Source organism: Terrirhizobium terrae, from assembly GCF_030323265.1.
Lineage (GTDB): Bacteria > Pseudomonadota > Alphaproteobacteria > Rhizobiales > Rhizobiaceae > Neorhizobium.
Genome location: NZ_CP104992.1, coordinates 2,720,904 through 2,742,946 on the forward strand (window position 1 = coordinate 2,720,904; position 22,043 = coordinate 2,742,946).

At 62.0% G+C, this 22,043-nt stretch carries 17 protein-coding genes and 4 pseudogenes; 13 read left to right on the forward strand and 8 right to left on the reverse strand.

Annotated elements, in window-relative coordinates; translation table 11 throughout:
* The first annotated feature begins 126 nt into the window (after positions 1 to 126).
* Both N7E02_RS21230 and N7E02_RS21235 read left to right on the forward strand, forming a co-directional pair.
* Positions 127 to 573, forward strand: a complete 447-nt coding sequence (locus N7E02_RS21230; RefSeq protein WP_353622835.1) for a helix-turn-helix domain-containing protein — start codon at positions 127 to 129, stop codon at positions 571 to 573.
* Complete coding sequence (locus N7E02_RS21235) at positions 566 to 1,426, forward strand: DUF6456 domain-containing protein (protein ID WP_286579593.1); 861 nt, start codon at positions 566 to 568, stop codon at positions 1,424 to 1,426. The genes N7E02_RS21230 and N7E02_RS21235 overlap by 8 nt, the downstream gene beginning before the upstream one ends.
* Here N7E02_RS21235 and N7E02_RS21240 read toward each other — a convergent pair.
* Both N7E02_RS21240 and N7E02_RS21245 read right to left on the reverse strand, forming a co-directional pair.
* Positions 1,423 to 1,845, reverse strand: a complete 423-nt coding sequence (locus tag N7E02_RS21240) for a SufE family protein (protein ID WP_286579594.1) — start codon at positions 1,843 to 1,845, stop codon at positions 1,423 to 1,425. The two genes, N7E02_RS21235 and N7E02_RS21240, sit on opposite strands and share 4 nt — an antisense overlap.
* Before the next feature lie 364 nt (positions 1,846 to 2,209).
* Positions 2,210 to 2,650, reverse strand: coding sequence for a DUF5330 domain-containing protein (locus N7E02_RS21245; protein WP_286579595.1), 441 nt, complete (start codon positions 2,648 to 2,650; stop codon positions 2,210 to 2,212).
* Between the two features lie 459 nt (positions 2,651 to 3,109).
* Between N7E02_RS21245 and N7E02_RS30105 the strand changes: the two are divergent.
* Positions 3,110 to 4,645, forward strand: a pseudogene (locus tag N7E02_RS30105) (sensor histidine kinase); the annotation flags it as partial.
* A gap of 69 nt (positions 4,646 to 4,714) precedes the next feature.
* On the forward strand, positions 4,715 to 5,971 hold the full coding sequence (locus N7E02_RS30110) for a peptidoglycan-binding domain-containing protein (protein ID WP_374730737.1): 1,257 nt from the start codon (positions 4,715 to 4,717) through the stop codon (positions 5,969 to 5,971).
* A gap of 68 nt (positions 5,972 to 6,039) precedes the next feature.
* On the opposite strand, the gene N7E02_RS21255 is transcribed toward N7E02_RS30110, so the two are convergent.
* Positions 6,040 to 6,237 carry a hypothetical protein gene (locus tag N7E02_RS21255; RefSeq protein WP_286579597.1) on the reverse strand — a complete coding sequence of 66 codons (198 nt, stop codon included), beginning with the start codon at positions 6,235 to 6,237 and terminating at the stop codon, positions 6,040 to 6,042.
* Positions 6,238 to 6,849: 612 nt separating this feature from the next.
* On the opposite strand from N7E02_RS21255, the gene N7E02_RS21260 reads away from it, so the two are divergent.
* The 3 genes from N7E02_RS21260 (at position 6,850) to N7E02_RS21270 (ending at position 8,697) form a co-directional block, all read left to right on the forward strand.
* Positions 6,850 to 7,296: a hypothetical protein gene (locus tag N7E02_RS21260; protein WP_286579599.1), complete on the forward strand. Its 447-nt coding sequence runs from the start codon at positions 6,850 to 6,852 to the stop codon at positions 7,294 to 7,296.
* Between the two features lie 616 nt (positions 7,297 to 7,912).
* Positions 7,913 to 8,233: a hypothetical protein gene (locus N7E02_RS21265; protein ID WP_286579600.1), complete on the forward strand. Its 321-nt coding sequence runs from the start codon at positions 7,913 to 7,915 to the stop codon at positions 8,231 to 8,233.
* A gap of 116 nt (positions 8,234 to 8,349) precedes the next feature.
* Complete coding sequence (locus tag N7E02_RS21270) at positions 8,350 to 8,697, forward strand: DUF1491 family protein (protein ID WP_286579601.1); 348 nt, start codon at positions 8,350 to 8,352, stop codon at positions 8,695 to 8,697.
* A gap of 33 nt (positions 8,698 to 8,730) precedes the next feature.
* On the opposite strand, the gene N7E02_RS21275 is transcribed toward N7E02_RS21270, so the two are convergent.
* Complete coding sequence (locus N7E02_RS21275; RefSeq protein WP_286579602.1) at positions 8,731 to 9,783, reverse strand: DUF2336 domain-containing protein; 1,053 nt, start codon at positions 9,781 to 9,783, stop codon at positions 8,731 to 8,733.
* A 408-nt stretch (positions 9,784 to 10,191) separates the two neighbouring features.
* Between N7E02_RS21275 and N7E02_RS21280 the strand changes: the two are divergent.
* The 3 genes and pseudogenes from N7E02_RS21280 (at position 10,192) to N7E02_RS21290 (ending at position 13,187) form a co-directional block, all read left to right on the forward strand.
* Positions 10,192 to 11,795, forward strand: a pseudogene (locus N7E02_RS21280) (arylsulfatase).
* Between the two features lie 220 nt (positions 11,796 to 12,015).
* The gene (locus N7E02_RS21285) at positions 12,016 to 12,597 is read left to right on the forward strand and encodes a hypothetical protein (protein ID WP_286579603.1); all 582 of its coding nucleotides are present in this window, start codon (positions 12,016 to 12,018) and stop codon (positions 12,595 to 12,597) included.
* 410 nt (positions 12,598 to 13,007) lie between these two features.
* Positions 13,008 to 13,187 (forward strand): hypothetical protein, encoded by a 180-nt coding sequence (locus N7E02_RS21290; RefSeq protein WP_286579604.1) that lies wholly within the window; start codon positions 13,008 to 13,010, stop codon positions 13,185 to 13,187.
* Between the two features lie 12 nt (positions 13,188 to 13,199).
* Here the strand turns inward: N7E02_RS21290 and N7E02_RS21295 are convergent, their stop codons facing one another.
* From N7E02_RS21295 to N7E02_RS21310, 4 genes and pseudogenes are all read right to left on the reverse strand, one after another.
* On the reverse strand, positions 13,200 to 13,796 hold the full coding sequence (locus N7E02_RS21295) for a DUF1254 domain-containing protein (RefSeq protein WP_286579605.1): 597 nt from the start codon (positions 13,794 to 13,796) through the stop codon (positions 13,200 to 13,202).
* Positions 13,789 to 14,376: a DUF1214 domain-containing protein gene (locus tag N7E02_RS21300; RefSeq protein WP_286579606.1), complete on the reverse strand. Its 588-nt coding sequence runs from the start codon at positions 14,374 to 14,376 to the stop codon at positions 13,789 to 13,791. The genes N7E02_RS21295 and N7E02_RS21300 overlap by 8 nt, the downstream gene beginning before the upstream one ends.
* Before the next feature lie 303 nt (positions 14,377 to 14,679).
* On the reverse strand, positions 14,680 to 15,036 hold the full coding sequence (locus tag N7E02_RS21305) for an endonuclease domain-containing protein (protein ID WP_286579607.1): 357 nt from the start codon (positions 15,034 to 15,036) through the stop codon (positions 14,680 to 14,682).
* Positions 15,037 to 15,392: 356 nt separating this feature from the next.
* A pseudogene (locus tag N7E02_RS21310) lies at positions 15,393 to 17,533 on the reverse strand (transglycosylase domain-containing protein).
* Between the two features lie 272 nt (positions 17,534 to 17,805).
* Between N7E02_RS21310 and N7E02_RS21315 the strand changes: the two are divergent.
* The 3 genes and pseudogenes from N7E02_RS21315 to N7E02_RS21330 all read left to right on the forward strand — a co-directional run.
* Positions 17,806 to 18,279, forward strand: a complete 474-nt coding sequence (locus N7E02_RS21315) for a YcgN family cysteine cluster protein (RefSeq protein WP_286579608.1) — start codon at positions 17,806 to 17,808, stop codon at positions 18,277 to 18,279.
* Positions 18,280 to 18,543: 264 nt separating this feature from the next.
* Positions 18,544 to 19,566: a helix-turn-helix transcriptional regulator gene (locus tag N7E02_RS21320; protein ID WP_286579609.1), complete on the forward strand. Its 1,023-nt coding sequence runs from the start codon at positions 18,544 to 18,546 to the stop codon at positions 19,564 to 19,566.
* Positions 19,567 to 19,868: 302 nt separating this feature from the next.
* Positions 19,869 to 21,944: pseudogene (locus tag N7E02_RS21330) on the forward strand (heavy metal translocating P-type ATPase); the annotation flags it as partial.
* Positions 21,945 to 22,043: the final 99 nt, after the last annotated feature.

A 22,043-nucleotide genomic window follows, 5' to 3' on the forward strand; every position in this document is an offset into this window, starting at 1 on the left:
ATTCCTGTCTGTTGAAAACAGAAAAAACGATTTATTTTCAATATCACCATTAAATGTGATGGTGCGCAACATTCCCCCATCCGCTCGAAGGTGTATGAATTAATTCCTATTCACGAAGGAGTTGTCATGCCTTTTGAGAATTCTCCAGACCGCGGAGGCTGCGGACAGTCCACAGGCCGTCAGGCATTGTCCGATCCTTACGCAACAGCGCTTGTTCCGGTCATGCCCCGCCGCTTTCCGTCGAGCGTGCCGTTACGTACCGTCTGCCGCGCGGTCAGTCAGATCACGGCTGAAATGCTGTTCCTGCTCAGCGATCGCGTCATCATGCGCCGCGACCGCCGCCGTCCCTCCTGCCATGTCCGTCAGATCGCCATGTATGTTTGCCACGTCGCTTTACAGATGACGCAGGCGGAGGTCGGCACCGCCTTCGGGCGGGACCGTACCACGGTCAGCCATGCCTGCCATGTCGTGGAGGACCGTCGCGACGACGTCGCCTTTGACGAATTCGTCTCGGCGATCGAGCGCATGGCCACGGCCGTCTTCGCCTCGCAGGAGTTTGCAGCCTATGAGTGATGCAACGATGAGAAAGCTTGCCGCCGCCTCGACCAAATCCGCTGCCACCCGGTCATCGGTTAAGGCTTTGAGCCGCCTTGTCCGCCACGTCATGCAGGGCGAGCAATCGGTGGAAGCCGGGCCGGATGGTTCGGTCTGCATCGGGGCGGAACAACGCGCCTTTCCCGCGGCGCTGCTTACCGAGGCGATCTCGCGTGGCCTCGTCTCCCGTGCAGGCAGGCTGCTTACCGTAACGCCCGAGGCGCGCAGCTTCCTGCGCCGCGCCATGGTGGAAAGCGACGAGAGCTATCTCGGCCAGCATCGCGAGATCGAGCAGGCGACGGTAGAGATCGGTGGCGCGCGCCAGACGGTAAGCCGTAATCTCGACGAATCGCCATTCTCGGCGCTGAGCCGCCTGAAGGGGCGGGGAGGCGAGCTGTTCTTTCCGACAGAGGCGATCGATGCCGGTAACCGGCTGCTCGCCGATTTCACCCGCGGCCAGCTTCAGCCGCGTGTCACCGTCTCCTGGGAGCCCCGGCTTTCGGCCCGCGCCAAGGGCGGGGCGGGCGGCATGGCGGAGATTGCGGCTAGCGCCATGGAAGCCCGCAGCCGCTTCGGCCGCGCCATGGAGGCGATGGGGCCGGAATTGTCGGGCGTCGCCGCCGATGTCTGCTGCTTCGGCAAGGGGCTGGAACTGATCGAGCGCGAACGCCAATGGCCGGCGCGGTCCGCCAAGCTGATGTTGCGCACCGCGCTGATGACGCTCTCGCGCCACTACGCCCCACCGCCCTCAAACTCGCGGCGCAGCACCCATCACTGGGGCGCGGAAGATTTTCGTTCGGGCGGTCAGGAATTCGGGAAAAGTGTTGGTTAGGCGGCAGCCTTGATCCGCGCTTCCTCGCGGATGCGCTTGACCATGGAGCGCAGCCCGTTGGCGCGCTGCGAGGACAGATGCTCGACGAGCCCTATTCTGTCGAACGTGTCGATCGCGTCGGTCGCGGCGATTTCGGAAGCCCGCTTGCCGGAATAGGTGGCGAGCACGATGGCGACGAGGCCGCGCACAATGTGGGCGTCGGAATCACCCTCGAAGGTCATCACCGGATCGGCGCTGCCGTCTTCCACATGGCTGACGAGCCACACTTGGCTGGCGCAGCCCTGCACCTTGTTCTGCGCCGTGCGCTTCTCTTCGGCCAGGTCGGGCAGCGCCTTGCCGAGCTCGATCACATAGCGGTAGCGATCCTCCCACTCGTCGAGAAAGGCGAAGTCGTCGATGATCTGGTCAAGCTGCGTCATGATATGTCCGTCTGGTCTTCCGGCCGTCTGTTCCTTTGCCCCCATATAGGTGTTTTAGCGCCCGAGAACAGAAGAAATGCCGGGGACTGTAGGAAAACGCGGCCCCAAACCAAAGAAAAAAGCCGCCGTGAGGGATCTTCCTCACGGCGGTCAGCAAGTGCTGATCAGTAGGGCAGGCAGTCAGGCGCCGGGAAACCGTGGCTTTGGAACCGGGCGCAAGAAGTAAAATTCGTAGAGCAGTTCCAGCAAAAGTGCGTAGCGGTTTTGCGTCCGGAACTGCGTTAAATCAAAGAAGCAGAGTGGTTTCGCGTTTCGAAGAAAAGCGGAACAGTTCAGGGTGAGGCGGAGCCTCGGGAAGCGCCGATCAGGGATGCGGGCGCTTGAGCGGCAGCGGTACGGTGCCGGTCGAAATCGGGTCGGAATGGACCGCCACCTGTGCCTCTGCGATGGTTCCGGTCGGGAAGGGCGTCGGGTCGGGATCCTGCTTGAGCGCCACATCGGCGGCCACCTTGGCGACGGATGCGTCATCGCCGAACTGCTTGTCGAGAAGCTGGAAGGCGACGCGGGCGCCTTCGGTGGCGCGCACACCGAGCGCAGACAGCGTCTCTGAACCCTTTTCACAGACTTCCGGCCGTTCGCCGCAGATGGCGGAGATATAGGCATAGGCGCCGGTGGCGGCCGAGATCGCATCGCCGACCTGAATGGCATTGTTGCCCTCGGTCACGGCGGCCGGCTTGTCGCTGAAGTAGGACAGCGCCACCAGCACGAATGCGAAAAAGATCATACCCTTGATCAACGAAAACATTGTTCCTGTCCTGCCTGGACTCTCTACCTGCTCTTATCCACAGCGAAATCTGGTTCGCTGGTCGACCGGTCTGTGCCGCTCTTGAACATGACCGTACCGCGAGGAAGCAAATGTGCCTTTGACGCCGACGCTCGAATTTTCCTAAAATTTTATCGAATTGCCTTTTTCCCCGGCGTCCACGTCATCTATTTGCAGTAGGTCTACGGCTTTTGGTGCAAGTTCTAGCTATACCCGTTAAGCATAAATGGGGCGCTTCCCCCAAAGGCAAGGCGTTTCATTGGGACAGTCTCGCCACACTGGTTAATGCATTTGGAAAAATTGAACCAATTCCGTCGCTTACCCCCGTTAACCAAAAGCCGAGAACTCTCAAGCGATCTGTCCCAAACTTGGAAAAGCGGCCGTTTGGCGGGCTTTGGCGGGCCTCATTCTTATCCTTTCCTTAAGTCGCCGACGCCTAATGTGACGCCACAAATTGAGTCCGTGTCAGGGTATTGCGTGCGCGTATTAAGTAACATTGCCGGCAGAGCCGTGCGGGCGGTCGATCAGACCGCCGAGCGCTGGCTTGTGCGAGCCATGGGTGAAGCAGGCGAGGATGCCGCGAGCGCGGAACTCCGCGCCAGCGACGTCGCGCTTCTTCGCCGCATCATGCTTCTGACCGGTGCCGCCCTGCCGCTTGCGCCGCTTGCACTGACCTCCGTCATGGGCCCTGTCCTGGCGCTTCCCGTCGGCGTTGCCGCGGTCGTCTCCGTCTCCCTTATCGCGGTTGCCGCTGCTTTCGCACGGCCGCGCGCGCTGCCGCAGTCGCCTGTATTCTCGGATGATCTCGCCTTCGAAGTCTCGCCCGGCCTGATGCTGGCACTCGACGTGCAGGGCAGGGTGGTCCGGACCGGTGGCCGCGATCGCCAGACTTTTCCGTCGTCGCTGCGCGAATGCGCCCGCGAGATGCTGGTCGAGCGCGTTCATGTGTCGGACCAGATCACGCTTCTCCAGGCACTCGACGCCATCCGCCAGGGCGCCGCGCAGGCCTCCGTCGACGTTCGCGTCCAAAAGGCCCTGTCGCCCGCCGATGGCCGCCAGTTCATGCCGGTCCGCCTCGATTTCACCGCCATCCGCAATGCCGAAGGCGAGCTCGTGCAGATCCTCGCCCAGGCGCTCGATGTCTCCGAGCTCGACGGCCTGCGCAAGGAAGCTGAGCGCCGCATCGAGGATGCCCGCTCGGCGCATGAGACGAAGTCGCGCTTCCTCGCGGCCGTCAGCCATGAGCTGCGCACCCCGCTCAACGCCATTCTCGGCTTTTCCGACGTTCTGGCCGGCGAATATTTCGGCAAGCTCGAAAACGACCGTCAGCGCGAATATGTCGGCCTGATCCGCCAGTCGGGCGGCCATCTGCTCTCTGTCGTCAACGCCATGCTCGACATGTCGAAGATCGAGGCCGGCCGCTACGAGCTGCTGGTCGAACCCTTCGCCGCGTCTGACGCGATGGAAGCCTGCCGCGCCATGCTGGACCTGCAGGCCCGCGACAAGGGCGTGACGCTCTCGGCCCGCACGTCGCGCGGCATGCGCGAAGTCATCGCCGACCGCCGCGCCCTGCAGCAGATCCTCATCAACCTTGCCGGCAATGCCATCAAGTTCACCGATCGCGGCGGTGTCGTCTCGATGGATGCGGCAATCCGCGGCAGGGATCTCGTCATCACCGTCAGCGATACCGGCATCGGCATCGCGGCGGAAAAGCTCGGCATGCTCGGCCAGCCTTTCACCCAGGTGGAAAACGATCATGCCCGCCATTACGAAGGCACCGGCCTCGGCCTGGCGCTCGTCAAGGGACTGGTCTGCCTCCATCGCGGCACGTTTGCGATATCCAGCAGGCCGGGTGAGGGTACGGTCGTCACCATCACGCTGCCGGCCGATGGACCGGATTCCGTTGTGGATGACGAAAGCACCGTCATCGAAACGGCCGAATTCCCGCCAAGGTTGGTGGGCGTGCCGACAAAAGGCATGAATGAAGCGCAGGCCGGTCTTGGCTTGGCTGCTGGAATGACCCAAATTGGAGTGAATACGGCCGGGATGATCGAGGCCGGACTGAAACAGGACCTGAACGATGACCACGCGGAAGCGAAAGCGCCTGACAGGCGCAGGACGAAGAAGGAAAAGAGCCTTCTGTCCCGCCTCCTGGCGGGAACCGCTGCCCTTGTGGCGCGTCACCCCCGGCCGGCCGCCGGCGGGGCGATCTTCATCGTCGTCTTCTCCTTCGTCGCCGCCAATGCGCTCTGGTACCAGCCGGGCCATCACCCGTCGCCCTTCCTCGCCACCCGCGACCCAAGCCATCCGAACGCGATTGCCGGCTACCGCACGCGGGAAGTGCCCGATCCGAGCGACGTGACCACGTTCCGCATCGAACGCGCCCCCGCAGGCGGCCAGACCCAGACCACCATTCAACGCACCGACAGCGCCCCCGCCGAACAGGCCACCACGCAGCCGGCACCAACGGCCGCGCCCCAGTCCGGCGGCGGCGACACAATCGAGAACATCATCGGCGGCGGCCAGCCCGCGCCGGATCGCGAACTCGTCGCCGGCATCCAGCGCGAACTTGCCCGCCGCGGCCTCTATGACGGCGCCGATGACGGGCTGATGGGCCCGCGTACTGAAGCCGCCATCCTGTTCTTCGAGGAAACGACCGGCCTGCCGCAGCGCGGCGACGCCACGCCGGAACTTCTCGCAACACTGCAGATGCAGGGTCGCCCTTCTTCCGCCCAGTCCCCCGGCATGCCCGACGCCGCCGCCTCAACGGCGCGCGACGCGACGACGGTCTTGCCCACCCCCATTCCGCGCCAGGCGCCCCGGGGCGAAATCCGCCCGGTCAATGTGGCAGGCCTTCCGAACGATCGCCCGGCGGTCCAGCCGGCCGTGCAGACCACCAGATCCCAATCGGCCCGCCCGGTCGAGAAGGTCGCTGCGCGCTCGGAAGACCCGATCACCGCCGCGATCCGCTCCGCCGAGCGCCAGCCCAACATGACCCCGCCCGCCGATATCCCCGGGTCGCTGAGGTCGCAGGCACGCTCTCAGGAACGCTCTCAGGCGCGACCACCGGCACAGCCGCCGCAACAGTCGCGCTCGGCCGACCCGCTGCCCGCTACCCAGATGGTGCTGCAGATACAGAAGGGCCTCTCCAACATCGCCTATACCGATGTCGAGGTCGACGGCGTCGCCGGCACCCAGACCAAGGCCGCCATCAAGCGCTTCCAGAAACACTACCGCCTGCCCGAAACCGGCGAGCCGGACGAGCTGGTGCTGAAGAAGCTGAAGGCGATCGGCGCGCTTTGAGCTTGTTGCTTCGGCAGGGCTATCGGAAATTTCGAGGCTTATGACGGCAGCTATGCTGCCAATTGCGGTCATTCGGCGGCGCTCTTCGCTGGACCGCTCCAAGGATGATCCTGGCCGAATATCGTGATCGCCCTCTGGTCTGATGCGGGCGGGGCGAAACCAGAGAGAGCAATTCCCAGCTTGCTGAAAATCAAGAAGCCATTGCGGTCATGAGCCGTATCGTCACGTGCATTTAGAAAACGAACTACCTCATCCTCTTCCGCCATAAAAAGGTTGAGCCCCCCAAAAACAGGCCGCCGGAAAGTTCGGACAACATATTCATCTCAATCAGCGAATCATCTGAGAAGACGAAGGCAGGCATGGAAAAGCCGTACTCTATCCTTGTCTTTCCAGTGTATGTTCGTTTCGTCGATTTTGGGGGACCACATAATGCTTCGACTCTGTTGCGGGGCCAGCCGAACTGAACGTCAGAAATCCCTACATAGGGCGTAAAGAACCAAGACATCTGTTTCCTCGCTTCATGCTATCACGCCCTCCCATATCTCATTGAAGCAAATTGAAGAAACCAGCCGTTGTTGTCCACTTCGGGCCGACAGCGTCATGGCGCAGAAGCGCCAACAGCGGGCGTAACATCGTCGCGGAACGTGAGCCTTTTAAACGCCGTGTGTCGTTTGGCAGTTAAACCTGAGACAGATAAAGTGCTGCGCTATCTCGTTGAAATCCTTGCCGTCACAGTCTTAAAATTAGCTGCCAAACGACAGCGGTCGTAGTAACGGAAAATATGGGATGCACGATCTTTTTAAAAGATTTACGACAAGAATGCCGAATTTGGTTCTCCTCAAATCATGTCGAAGGGACAGCCGCCGGACACGATCTTGATGATCGACCGGGTCACGCGCAAACCACTTTCACCGCAAATGCGCGATTTCTGCAGCTTTGCTCTTACCTGGACCAACGGACTGACGGGATTGGATGTCGTTGACCCGAACACGCTCGAAGAACTCTATGCCAACCCGGACGTGAAGGAATCGATCGACCTGAAGGCCGAGGACTACAAGCCACTCCCGCCCTCCGACCCCTCCGATTGGAAGAGAACCGCACTGCTGGCGTTAGAAGAGGGTGGCCAAGGCCTCGGTCTGTGCTTCTACTGGTGGAAGTCAGACGTCGATATCGAGCCCTGTATCGTTTTCATCAGCGGCGGCACGATCAATGTATTCGTCGATCTAAAGGAATATGCCGAGCACCTCGCAAACGGGACCTTTCCAGAGCAGGGCGATGCGATATACCAGCAACTGGAACAGGACCGAGGCACGTTGAGCGACTGAGTCGGTGGCGATCCTGACCATGTATTTCCATTCGACTCCGAGGCATACTGGGCAAGAAATCGGTTCGATGGTCAGGCCCGTATTGAGCGGATGGCGGGCTAAATTTCGGAGGCGGCAGAGATTATGTGCTTGGGTAAACTCCGAAAACAACCACTGCTGCCGCTTGAAGCGTTTCCGTCTTTTTTGAATCCAACGCGATTTCCAAATCGGTTCTGGTGTGATGCATGGATGCTGGCTTGGATGGACGCCTGCATCCATGACCGCGACTATATCGATTGACCGTAGACAGCACGTTGGTGCCGCTGCGTTGAATGGTGAGAATGTCCGTTCGGTAGCGGCATCGTTTGAAGTTGCCGCGCTTTCCGTTGTTAAGTGGGCGTCATCGTGTAACGGGCTCGGTCCATCCGGAAAAAATGGGCGGCCAAGCGGCCTGTTTCTTGGTGTTGGTCCTTTTGATGAGATGACCGTTTCGGGCCGAATGCGGACATCGAACTGGCCCCATCCTGGTTTCGCGATTGGGTGGCCGGCTTCCTGTCGTCGGTCGATTACATCATCGGGAACGAACCGCATATTGCCCGGTTGGGTCCCTGTAGGGCCAATATGAGGAAACATCCCAATGATGAAAATTCTTGCGGTAACCGCATTGTCGCTCGGTCTGGCAACGTCCGCCTTCGCTCAAAGCTCCGGCGGCGGCTCGGGTTCGGGCTCTGATGGCGGGTCGTCATCTTCCGGCAGTTCGGGTGCTTCCTCGTCCGGCGACAGCTCCGGCGCAGGCGGTTCGGGTGCCGGCAGCAATTCCGGAACAAGCGCCGGTGACGGTGGTCAGAACAATTCGCCGTGCGGCCAAGCCAGCGCTACGGGTGAGGCTGCGAAAAGCGCTCCTAATGCATCGACCAGTGAAACGACCACCGGGGCATCCGGATCCGGCAACTGCTGATATCGCCCGAACCAGCTGATCGACATCTGCCCCTGGGCTCGCCCGGGGGCGGCTTTTGTCTACCGGCGCCCAAGCTCCCATTCCACTTCCCCCACCCATGCGCTAAGACGTCATCCATGCGCCTTCGCTCCGATATCTATGTCTCCGCTCTCGTCCGCCGGGTCTTTTCGCTCGGCGGTTTTGCTGCGGTCGAGCACAAGGGGGCGGAGGAGGCGGGGGCGATCTTCATCCGCACCCGCAGCCGCGACGGGCGCGAGAGCCTCTATGCGCCGGCGCCGCAGAATTTCTTCGATGAGGATGACGACGGCCAGCGCAAGTTCGAGACGCGCCTTGTCGATGTCGAAGCGGACGCGGTGCGCGAGGCGCTGGACCGCGAACTTCGCTTCGACGGCGATCTCTGGGTAGTCGAGCTGGAGATAGACGAGACCGAGGGCCTGTTCCCGCTGGTGGCGGAAGACAGGTAAGCCGCGCGGCATCCCGATTTCACTGGTACGAATTTAGCGGTTGCGCGACCCGGCAACGTTGCGGCGCACCGTGGCCGATGTCCGCAGCACCCGTTCGGACGCCTCGTGCGTCTCGATGCCACCCTCAGTAACGGGGGCACCATGCGTATAGCGATCAGCCTTGCGCCATGCCTCGACCCGCCGCCCGCACTCGTCTTCGTCCAGCGAATTCCACAGGCGCTCGACCTTGGGCATGTCGCCGTCCATCTCGGCCAGATGGCCGTAGAGCCGGGTCAGCATGTATGAGCCGTCTTCCGCCCCCATGCCGAGGCTTTTGAGCAGCATCGCCATCTGCTGGCCGGAAAGGTCGAGCATCACCCGTTCGGCAAGCCATGTGCTGGTCATCAATATGTCGGAGAGCACCCGCGCCAGAAACCCGGCCTCGCGGTTGCGGGCAAAGCGTACGAGCAGCGCCTCCTGCGTCGGCGTGAGCGTGCGAAGGCCCAGTCGATCCGAAGGCGCCCGGTCGAGATGGGCGGCAAGAAGCTTGATCCGGTTGCGCAGATCCTCTTCCCGCGCTGCGCGCTCGTCGGCGGGTTCGATCGGCGCGACCGGCAGGGCAGGGGAAGCGGCAACCTCGATCGACTCTTCGGCCAGCGGCGCATCGGCCACCTGCGTATCGGAAAGCAGCACCCGGTCGTGACGCAGGCCGACCAGCGCGTCGATGACGGTCGGCGACAGGGCCTCGCGGCGCACGATGGCGCGCACGTGGTCGAGCCCCTGCGTGCGGGCGATCGCGACCAACGCCTCGTCGGAAAGGCATTTGGAAACGGCAAGGAACGGCGCGGCGATGGCGATCGGCTGGCAGCCGATGAAGAAGGCGACGGCGGCCGGCACGTTCGGCGATTGGGAAAGAGCCGCCACGGCCTGGCGGCGGGCTTCGTTGGAGGAGCCGGTGTAGAGCGGGGCGAACAATTCGGCGAACTGACGCAGCTCCGATTTGGACGGATGCGAAAGACCTTCGAAACTCGTCACCGTCGCCAACAAAACCACGTCCTTCTTGCGCATGGCCTGCGGTCTTTCCAGCTCTCGAAACTCACTCGTCACGGCAATCTCACATACGCAATACAAAAGGAGGCGCTGACAAATGGTTGAACCGCCGCAAGGCAGCCGACGCTTCATCTACCCTGCCTGGGGAACTCCCGGTGGCCCGCGAACGGACAACACTCCCGCCCGCATGCCTAGGTAATCCATGCTAGGCCCGTTACGGTTAATGCATGGTGAAGATGGCCCCGTTTTGACACAGGAGAGGTGGGGAAAATGGGGCTGGTTCTGGTACATTTCGAGAGAAGTCTCTGAATGCCGGAAACAGACGGTCTCCAGCATCCCTCCGCAGCAAGCGCGATAGATCTGAAGCGTTTACGTCACCATTTACCGTTGCGTACTTCCGTCTGTCTGCATTCCGGCCTTCAGTCCTCCCACTCACTTTGCCCGAGCAAGACAGGGAGCGGGATCATGGCACGCACGGTCGACAACACCAATGATGAGAGCCTGGCGGTCAGCCGCCGCGATCTGATGCTGGGCGGCACCTCGCTGGCGCTGGCGGGCATGGCCCTTGCCGGATCGGCACGGGCGCAGCAGTCGCCCGCCTCGACGGGCGGCAAGCCCAATATCCTGATGATCATGGGCGACGATATCGGCTGGTACAATCCGAGCATCTACCATCGCGGCATGATGGGCTACAAAACCCCGAATATCGACCGCATCGGCAATGAAGGGGCGATGTTCACCGACTGGTATGGCGAGCAGAGTTGCACGGCGGGGCGCGCCGCCTTCATCACCGGCCAGTCCCCCATCCGCACCGGCCTGACGAAAGTCGGTCTGCCCGGCGCCGATATCGGCATCCGGCCCGAGGATCCGACGGTGGCGGAACTGCTGAAATCGCTCGGCTACAATACCGGCCAGTTCGGCAAGAACCATCTGGGCGACAAGGACGAGTTCCTGCCCACCAATCACGGCTTCGACGAGTTCTTCGGCAATCTCTACCACCTCAATGCCGAAGAAGAGCCGGAAAATTCGGACTATCCGAAAAATCCGGAATTCCGCAAACGCTTCGGGCCGCGCGGCGTGATCCATTCCTTTGCCGACGGCCGGGTGGAGGATACGGGCGCGCTGAACAGGAAGCGGATGGAAACGATCGATCAGGAATTCTGCGATGCGGCGGTGGATTTCATGGACCGGCAGAACAGGAGCGGCAAGCCGTGGTTCTGCTATTTCAATTCCACCCGCATGCATGTCAACACGCATCTGAAGGCGGAATCCGAGGGGTGACCGGCAAGGGGGTCTATGCCGATGGCATGGTGGAGCATGACGGCATCGTCGGCCAGCTTCTCAAGAAGCTCGATGATCTCGGCGTCACGGAAAACACGATCGTCGTCTACACCACCGACAACGGCGCCGAGGTGATGACATGGCCGGATGGCGGCAACACCCCGTTTCGCGGCGAGAAGGCGACCAATTGGGAAGGCGGTTACCGGGTGCCGACGGTGATCCGCTGGCCGGGCGTGATCAAGCCGGGCACCGTCTACAACGACGTGTTCTCGCATTACGACCTGATCCCGACATTCTGCGCGGCGGGCGGTGAGCCGGACATCGTTGAGAAGTGCAAGGCCGGCTACCAGGCGGGCGGCAAGACCTTCAAGGTGCATCTCGACGGCAACAACCTGCTGCCGCTTTTCCGAGGCGAAGTGAACGAGGGGCCGCGCCGGGAATTCATGTACTGGAACGACGACGGTGAGCTCGTCGCCGTGAGGGTCTCTGACTGGAAGATGGTGTTCAAGGCGCAGGAACACGAAGGCATCGGCGTGTGGCGCAACGAATTCACTAACCTGCGCATACCCAAGATCTACAACCTGCGCTCGGATCCTTTCGAAAGGGGCGACACATCGATCGAATACGACAAATGGCTGTTCGATCGTGCCTTCCTGCTCGTCCCCTCCCAAGCTGTCGTCGCCAAATGGCTGGAAAGCTTCAAGGAGTTCCCGATCCGGCAAAGGCCCGCGACTTTCAATCTGGATCAGGTGATGCAAAGCCTCTCGGCCCCCAGAGCCAGCCGATGATCTTGCGGCAGGCGGCGGAGCCCGCCGCCTTCCCGTCGCGCAGTCCGACGTCTCTTCCGGGTTCGCTTGGGCGGGGTGCGGTAGTCGATTTTCATTCCTCTTGCTCTTGCCTTTTCGGCGGCGATCCAGAAATTGCTCAGCAAGAGAAAATGCAGATTGATAGGACGCTAGGAAGCATTGCGGGCGTCGTTCCTTTTTTGAGCAGTATTTGGAGTGTATTTTGCAGGGCGAGCAGTTTCCGAATGACTATGGCATCACGGCATTTCGTGGTCAGGTAATGCAGGCAAGCTCCGAGGAGCATGTTCACAAGGACGAAATCAGGATCCACGGCAACACCGCCACCCGCCACAAGATGTCGATCATGCATCACACGCTTCATGTGCGCCTTTCAGAGGGTGGCGAGAAGCGCTTCCAGTTGCATGGTGACGTCATCTGGCGGCCGGGCTCGAATGTCGTCTGCTACCAGGCCAGCAGGAATGGTTCGACGAGGACGGTGGCTGTCGGCAATCTCGACAGCGGTGAGATCACGGTATCGCCGCGCGCATGGAAGCTTCTGCCGGCCTCGCCCAGGTTCAGGGCCGCCGTCGGGGCATGGTTGCTCTACACCGTCATCTTCATCGGCTATGTGACGAGCGTGGCGTCCGTCGATGCGCCGTCCTGGCCGTTCTGGCTGATCGTCCCGGTCATGCCGGTCGTCTTCGTCTTCTGGTCGCTCTCCGAAACTGCCGAGCGTGGCGCCCGGATCGGCGATGCCGTCTGGCCGCACTTCGATGGCCTGCGCAAATCGCTCATGCCGGCCTGAGGCTGGTTATTGCAGGCTTGTGTGAATGCCGCGCTCCGTTACGTTTGACCAAGATCTAATCTGCGCCGCCCGTGTGAACCAAATCTGCAACACCGCGTTTCTCCGTGGGATACGAAGGCGCATTTGAAGCAAGCTCTATTTTAGCATTAACGGACTGTTTACCCTGCTATGGCTGAATTCGACGCAGGACCGGCGCGAAATGCCGGACAAGAGGCGGAAGGCGTAAAGCCGCCGCAACCTGTCGGCCATGGCGGAGCCGATGGATGAAATGTCGCTGCGTTCCGCAACACGGGCGCTTTGACGAGAAAGGCGCGGATGTCTCCGATCATGGGAGGCGCGTCGGCCCGGGCAGGGCAGGGTGAAACTGAAACCGTCTTCATCCGTCTCGATCCCCTGAATGGAGACGAGCAATGGCAGAGATCGTTGTAATGACTGTCTGGCGCGACAGGAACAGGCGCAAACTGGAAGCGAACCGCATGTCGATCGGCGCGTCCGAAGGCACGGGCGAAGTCGTGCTGTTCACCGGCGTGCGCTATGAACGCTACGACGACCGCACGGATCGTGCGGCCGAAAACCACGCCGTTCGGTAAGAGCAGAACTGACTAGAACTGGCTTCTGGAGCGCCACTGGAACGGCGCGCAGGTGGCCTGGTCCAAGAATTGCGAAACGAGCGGCCCGAAACTCTTGTGGGTGGTAAGGCTTCTCAGCGCCGCATAGCCTTCCGTCTGCTGCGTCTCGACCAGCACCGTCTGGGCAAAACCGCGCGGCAGGCTCTTGCGCAGCACGGTCAGCTGCGCCGGCGTGCCGACGACGACGTCGACCACGCCATCGGCCGATGTCCGGTCGTTGATCGAGAACACTTCATTCGACGCGCTGTCATAGACCCCGAGCGACCAGAAGGGCACGCCGCCATTCGGTGCCGTCAGCCGCACCGGGGCCTCGCTGATATCGAAGGCGCAGACCGTCATCTCCACCATCGGATCGTCCTTCATCAGCCCGGCGCGATCCGGCTTTTCGCCCAGGCGGTAGAAGCGCTGGCTCTCACCCTCTGCAATGATGCGCGTATAGGCATCCCGCTCGGAAAACTGCGGCAGCGAAATCACGATGACGAGATGCAGCAGGGCTGCACCCACGAGCCCGGTCAGGATCGCAAACAGGATCTTCAGCCAGAAGAAATTGCCGAAAAGCGCCTTAAGCATTGCCGCAGCCGATCCTCTGGATGCCCGGCATGGCAAGGTCGATCAGGCCGGAACTACCGGCCGCCGGCGTGTCGAGCAGCGTCAGCGTCAGGCGAAACGACCCGGCGCCCGAGATCGCCAGCCAATTGCCGGCCCGCGCCCTCTGCGAAATGGTGATGTCGAGCGACCCGTCCGGCTGGCGCAGCACCGCGCGGGAATTGAGCGCCACCGGCAGGTCCGCACTGGCGGAAGGAGGCTGCCCGTTCGGGGCGGAGGCAAACAGCGTCCAAAAACGCGCCGTCGGCGTCTGGCCGGTCAGCCTGTAGCTGCAGTTGCCGGAAAGCCGCTGGCCGCTGTCGTCGGTCTGCGCGGTAAAGCTCAAACCTTCCGCCGAGGCATAGAGAATGCGCCCCGCATTGGCCCGGTGCGATTTCGCGTAAGGATCGGCCTTCTCCGTCTGCGCTTCGGGAAACGCTTCCCAAGGCCCAAGCTTGATCGCGCCGAAGCCGATCGTGGCATCGAGCGCAACCCGCGTCGACCAGATCCCGCCTCCGAAGGCGATGACAAGCGCTATAGCAACGAGAAAGGGGACACGGAACACGGTCTGCTTTGGTCCTCGGCATGAATGTGAGGGAGGGATAACATTGATTCCATTGTGGGGGAACCGGCGGGATGTTCTGCCGATGTGGAGAGGGCTGCAATCGGCGCAGATTTCCCCTCACTTGCAATTTCTGAAACTCAGCTGCGCTAAGATTTTGAAATTGCTTTCTCTCGGACAAGGGAGAGATACCGGGGAGGCAAACTCGGCGGCCTACCTCTCCCCTTGTGGGAGAGGTTACAAAATCACGATCTCAGCTTTAGCTAAGTCGTAGATTTTGTTGGTGAGGGGACAGCTCCACGCTCATCATTCCCCACGATTGCGCAACTCCGCCTTGATCATCAGAACCACCCCATCAAGCCCCTTTACCACATCGTCATTCCAGAACCGCAGCACGCGAAATCCCTGTGCTTGGAAGAGCGCATCACGGATCGTATCCGACCGGCTCTCCGCATGCTGTCCGCCATCGACTTCGATGATGAGTTTCGCGTCGAAACAGACGAAGTCGAGAATGTAGTTGTTGAGCGGCACCTGGCGGCGGAACTTGAAGCCCTCGATCCTACGATCGCGAATTTCCTGCCAGAGCAGGTTCTCGGCCTTAGTCGAGTCCAGTCGCATGTCGCGGGCACGCCGTCGATTGATGGGCGGAGGGTCGTGACGCATGATCTCTCCCGGGAACATGCGCAGGATAACAGTGAAGTTGTAAGCGGCAAGGTCTAATGTGTCGGGTAGGTAGCTGGTCCCCTCACTTGCGATTTCTAACACTTAGCTAAAGCTAAGGTGTTGAAATCGCTTTCTCTCCCACAAGGGAGAGATACCGGTGCCGCAAGCTCTGCCGCCTACCTCTCCCCTTGTGGGAGAGGTTACAAAATCAAGATCTTAGGCTGAGTCTTAGATTTTGTTGGTGAGGGGATATTTCTCCATAGTTGCCGAAGATAGTGCTCACGGCGTATCCGTCCGCACCTTACTCACCACCGCCGGCCTGCGCCCCGGCTGCTCCGGCGAACGTCCCTCGTTCTTCACGCCACCCCCGGCGTCGCTCCCGTCGTCATCGCATCCGCGACCTTCGGCATGCCGGGCGTCAGCGGTGTGGCCACCTTCAGCGTCTGGGCGATCTGCTTCAGCACGCGGGTGGATTCGGCCGAGAGCGAGCGCGGACGCGTGAGCGCCATCAGGGTCGGGTCGCCTTCCTTCTTCTCGGCCACGGCGTCGCCCGGCTTCTGCTTGCCCTTGGGTTCCTTTGCCGGCAGCGGGTTGTCTATGCCGGGGATGGGTCTGATCTCGATGCCCTGATGGGCATAGTCCATCAGCTTCTTGAACGTCATCGCCGGCAGCGCGCCGCCGGTCATGTTGTTCATCGAGGTGAAGTCGTCGTTACCGAACCAGACGGCGGTCGTGTAATTGCCGGTAAAGCCGATGAACCAGGCGTCGCGATAGCTCTGCGAAGTGCCGGTCTTGCCACCGGTGACGATGCCGTTGTCGAGTGCTGCGCGCCGCGCCGTGCCGATATAGGAATCTGCGTCAGGATGCTGTTCATCGACGATGTCGCCTGCTCGGACAGCACGCGATGCGCCGGCGCCTCATCGCGGTTGAAGTCGTAGAGCACATCACCGCCGTAACCCAGCACCTGCTCGATCCCGTGGCGGTGGGACTGCATGCCGCCCGCCGGCATCACGGCATAGGCCGTCGCCTGGTCGAGCACGGTCACTTCCGACGTGCCGAGCGGGATGGTCTTGTCGGTGCGAAGCGGCGTCTCGACGCCCATTGCCTTCGCCGTATCGGCGATCACCTGCGTGCCGAGCACATCCTTGGCCAGACGCACCGGCACGGTGTTCAGCGACTGCGCCATCGCGGTCAGAAGCGTCACCTTGCCCTTGTAGGACCGGGCATAGTTCTGCGGCGACCAGCCGCGCCAGGTGATCGGCGCGTCGGAGATCGTCGTCTCCGGCTTCATGCCGTGCTCCATCGCCGCCGAATAGGTGAACAGCTTGAATGACGAGCCCGGCTGCCTGAGGGCCTTGGTGGCGCGGTTGAACTGGCTTTCGCCATAGTCGCGGCCGCCCACCATGGCGCGAACGGCGCCGCCGTTCTCGATCATCACCATGGCACCCTGCTTGACCTTGTAGCCCTCGCCGAATTCGCGAAGGCTCGATTCCATCGCCGCATCGGCCGCCTGCTGCAGGCCGGTATCGATCGTCGTGCGCACGACGACCGAATGCTCCTTGATCTTGCCTTCCTGGCCAGTCGCTGAACCTCGTCGAAGGCCCAGTCGAGGAAATAGTCGGGCGCCTTCACGTCGGCGCGGTCGATCGCGGTCGCCGGGTTGCGCCGTGCGCCGATCACCTGACCTTCCGACATCAGGCCGCTCTGCACGAGGTTGGAGAGCACGTCGTTGGCGCGCGCGCGCCGCCGGCAGGTTGACGTGAGGCGCATATTTCGCCGGCGCCTTGAACAGGCCGGCCAGCATGGCGCTTTCGGCAAGGCTCACCTCGGTCAGGTTCTTGCCGAAATAGAACTGTGCTGCCGCAGCAGCGCCGAACGTGCCACCGCCCATATAGGCGCGGTCGAGATAATAGGAGAGGATCTCCTTCTTCGACAGGTTGGCTTCAAGCCATACCGCCAGGAAGGCTTCCTTGATCTTGCGCTCGATCGACCGCTCGTTGGTGAGAAACAGGTTCTTCGCCAGCTGCTGGGTCAGCGTCGAGCCGCCCTGCACGACGCCGCCGGCCTTGGCGTTTTCGGTGAGCGCCCGGCCAAGGCCGATGAAGTCGATGCCGTAATGGTCGAAGAAGCGCCGGTCCTCAGTCGCCAGCACTGCCTTGATCAGGTGATCGGGCAGTTCGTCGATCGGAACGGAATCCTCATGGATGATGCCGCGATGGCCGACCACATTGCCGTAGCGGTCGAGAAAGGTGACGGCGAAGTCGCCGCGATTGCGCCAGTCTTCCTTGGTTTCCTCGAAGGCGGGAAGGGCAAGCGCCAGAAGCACGACCGATCCGGCGGTGCCTAATGTCATCGCCTCGCCGGCGATCTCGAAGCCGAGCTTTTTCCAGCCGCGCACGCGGAACCGGCGGAAGAAGATGGTGATCTCTTCCCAGGCTTCGGTCAGCTTGAAGCCGAGGTTCCAGACGGTGGAATCGATCCAGCTGTCGATGCGCAGGAAGAAGTGGCGCTTCCTGCGTACCCTGCCCTTCGGCGCGTCGGAGGCGGTGTTGGACCGCTCTTCGGATGGCTCGCGCTCGTCTTGCAACCTGGTCCTCCCGCGCCCATAAGGGCGATGCTTGGCTTGACGTCGCCCCTGACAAGGATCAAGAGCATAAGTCGGCCACGGTTATTCAGCATTAGCTGACAAATGGTTGATGCGCGATTGTAAAATCGCAACAGAAAAAGGGCGGCCGACACGATTTGTATCCTCGTGCCGCAAAAGTGATGATGAACGATCTGCCTTTCTGGAAGCTGAAGTCGCTGGAGCAAATGAGCCAGGGCGAATGGGAAAGCCTGTGCGATGGCTGCGGCCTCTGTTGTCTCAACAAGCTGGAGGATTGGGACACCGGCGAGGTCGTCTTCACCTCGGTTGCCTGTCGGCTGCTCGACGGGGAAAGCTGTCGCTGTTCCGACTATCCGAACCGCCAGAAGACGGTGCCCGACTGCATCCAGCTGACACCTGAGGCGGTGCATGAAATCCATTGGCTGCCACCGACTTGCGGCTATCGCCTTGTGCGCGACGGCGAGGATTTATACTGGTGGCATCCGCTTGTTTCTGGCGACCCGGATACGGTCCATCAGGCCGGCATTTCGGCCCGCGGCCGCACCGTCAGCGAGACGGAAGTCGATGTCGACGATTTCGAGGAGTACCTCGTGGACTGGCCGCTGACGGTCGGCCGCAACGCGTCCGCCACGCGCTGATACGGACAGAATAATTTCCGTTTCGATATGACTTGAGGCACCGTTCTATTAGCTCTTTGTACGATACCGTACGAATGGTATCTTGATACCGCATAAAGATTTCGATACGTCGTTTGACGCGTATACTCCGCCGCTCGGCGGTGATATCGTCTATTATAACGTTAGAAATCTCGAATTACTTTCATGAATTCTCAAGGGACTTTAGCGGATCGCCTATATGAGGCAGCACTCGTTCCAGAACTATGGACCGAAACCTGCGAGCGTTTGGCTGAAGCCGCAGGCTCGACGACGGCTTCGATATTCACCGTCGACGAGCGCGGCACCCATCGTTATGTGACGACGCCCAACTTCGCCGACGCCTTTGCCGATTTCGTGCAGAGTGAGCACAGGATGAACAACGCGCGTCCGACGCTTGCCATGCAGCAGTCTCCATTTTCTTTTGTCCGCACGTCGGACCTGATGACGCCGCAGGCGATGGAGGCAGATGTCATCACTCAGTTTCTGAGGCCCTACGGCATCGACTGGGAGGCCGGATGGGCCTTTCAGGAGCCGACCGGTCATGTGATCGTCATCAGCCTGATGCGTGCAAAGGGGCAGGGCAATTTCTCCGATGATGTTCTGGCGAAGTTCAATGCGCTGAAACCCGATCTCGCCCGCGCTGCCTATATGTCGTCGCGGCTTGCCTTCAACGAGGCGCGCTCGATGACGGAGACCCTGTCCATGCTCGGCCTGCCGGCGGCCATCCTTGGCGAAAACGGCCAGGTCATAGCCGCCAACCCGGATCTGGAGGCTCTGGCGCCCCGCATCCGCACCGGCGCCGGCGACCGGCTGATCCTGGAGACTTCCGGCGCTCGCGGCCTCATGGACGATGCGATCATGCGCTTCAAGGCGCAGGCGGTGCCGACCGTTCAGTCGGTGCCGATGATCGGGCGTGATGGCCAGCCGCCGCTGATCCTGCATCTGATGCCTGTGCGCCGTGCCGCCCGCGACATCTTCTCCCGCTCCATGGCGGTTCTCGCCGTCACCCAGGTCGGCCAGGTCGGCCCGCCCGACATGCGCGTCCTTTGCGGCCTCTTCGATCTCACGCCCGCCGAAGCCCGCGTCGCACGCGGCATCGCCATGGCGCAAACGCCGGAAATGGTTGCCGCCTCGCTCGGCATTTCGCTGGAAACGGCTCGCTCCCACCTCAAGCGCATCATGCACAAGACCGGCACGACACGTCAGGCCGAACTTGTTCTTCTCCTTTCAGGCCTCAACGCCCCCGGCATGGGCCCAGGAGGCCGGTGAGCGGGCGTTAAGGGGGATGGCGAGGCCGTCGAGGGGTAGACGGCCTCGCCTGATCGCCTGCTCCTGACTTGGTCACCACCTGCCGCGATGGGATACGTCGTGAGGAGATGTTCCACCGCGAAAAGCAGTAGCGACCGTCTTTATTGTCGCAATCATCGGACACCCCTTGACCTTCCCATGATGGGAAGCCTTACATGCGGATGCGAAAGGATCGCATCGCCATGAATCATCACACGTCTCCGCCCGGCTCCTCTCGCGCCCTATCAGGCAGGTCTGAACCGCTCACCATCCCCGTCGAAGGCATGCACTGCGCCTCTTGCGTGCGCCGCGTCGAGACCGGAGCGGCAAAGCTTGCCGGGGTTACATCGAGTGCGGTGAACTTCGCGACGAAGAAGCTGACAGTGGAAACGGGCGAGGGCTTCGATCCCGAAGCGCTCGACAAGGCGATCCGCAAGCTAGGCTATGAAATTCCTGCTGGGGCTATGGACCATGCGCTGAGAGAGGCGGGGATGGTTGCGAATTTTGCAGACGACAATGCGGTGGCGGTCGAGCGGAGGCGGCGCGGCGTAACAATCTCCCCCTTGTGGGGGAGATGCCCGGCAGGGCAGAGGGGGTAGGTCCGCATACTCCTCGTCGGTTGAGCCCGCTGATCCCCCCCTCTGTCGCCTCCGGTGACATCTCCCCCACAAGGGGGAGAACAGAGGGAGCGTGCCGCATCACGCCCACCCCGCCCACGACCATGCTCACATGCACCAGGGCGAGGAGGCTTACCTCAAGCGCGACCTCGCGATCGCCTTCATCCTCACCTTGCCGCTCTTCGTGCTGGAAATGGCGGGCCATATCTACGCGCCGTTCCATCACTGGCTGATGGGCGTCATAGACACGCAGAACCTCCATTACCTCTACTTCGTCCTTGCCACGGCGGTGATCTTCTGGCCCGGCCTGCGCTTCTTCCGCATCGGCCTGCCTGCACTGTTGCGCGGCGCGCCGGAAATGAACTCGCTGGTTGCCGTCGGCGTGGCCGCCGCCTACGGCTATTCCGTCGTCACCACCTTCGCCCCCGGCCTGCTGCCGGAAGCGGCCCGCTATGTCTATTACGAGGCCGCCACCGTCATCGTCACGCTGATCCTCTTCGGCCGGCTGATGGAGGCCCGCGCCACCGGCCGCACCGGTGCGGCGATCGAAAAGCTCGCCGGCCTGCAGGCGAAAACCGCCCGCGTCGAGCGCGACGGCCGCGAGACCGACATCCCGACTGCCGAAGTCGTGCTCGGCGATACCGTCGTCATCCGCCCCGGCGAACGCATCCCCGTCGACGGTACCGTCATCGATGGCCAGTCCAATATCGATGAATCCATGATCTCCGGCGAGCCCATCCCGGTCGCCAAGACAACGGGCGCCACCGTCATCGGCGGCACGATCAACACGACCGGCGCGTTGCGCCTCACCGCAACCAGGGTCGGCCGCGACACGATGCTTGCCGGCATCATCCGCATGGTCGAGCAGGCGCAGGGTGCAAAGCTGCCGATCCAGACGCTGGTCGACCGCGTCACGGCCTGGTTCGTGCCCGCCGTCATCGCGCTTTCCGTCTTGACCTTCGCCGTCTGGTACTTGGTCGGGCCGGAGCCGAAACTCACCCATGCGTTGATCTCGGCTGTCGCCGTCCTCATCATCGCCTGCCCCTGCGCCATGGGGCTCGCCGTGCCGGTCTCGATCGTCGTCGGCGGCGGCCGTGCGGCCGAACTCGGCGTGCTGTTCCGCAAGGGCGCGGCACTGCAGGGGCTGCAGGACGTCTCGACCGTCGTCGTCGACAAGACCGGCACCATCACCAAGGGCAAGCCGGAACTCACCGATTTTATCACCGCTGAAGGTTTCGACGAGGCCGATACGCTGGCGCTGGTTGCCGCCGTCGAGGCCCGCTCTGAACACCCGATCGCCGACGCGATCGTTCGGGCTGCCGAGGCGAGGGTCTTGCCGTGGCGAACGCCGAGGACTTCCAGTCCGTCACCGGCTACGGCATCCGCGCGAAGGTCGCAGGGCACGACGTCGCCGTCGGTGCCGATCGCTACATGCAAAAACTCGGCTTCTCCGTGGACACCTTCGCGGAAGTCGCCAGCCGTCTGGGCGATGAAGGCAAGACCCCGCTCTATGCAGCGATCGACGGCAAGCTCGCCGCCATCATCGCCGTCGCCGATCCGCTGAAGGTTGGAAGCGTCGAGGCCATCCGCGCGCTGAAGGCGATGGGCATCGAAGTCGTCATGGTCACCGGCGACAACCGCCGCACGGCAGAAGCCATCGCCGCCCAGGTCGGCATCGACAAGGTCATCGCCGAGGTCCTGCCGGAGGGCAAGGTGGAGGCGGTGCACGGGCTGCGGATGGGTGAGGACGGCGACGGCCCCTCATCCGCCTACCGGCACCTTCTCCCCGCAGGCGGGGAGAAGGACGCAAGACGCAACCTTTCAGCCCCAATTGATGCCGAG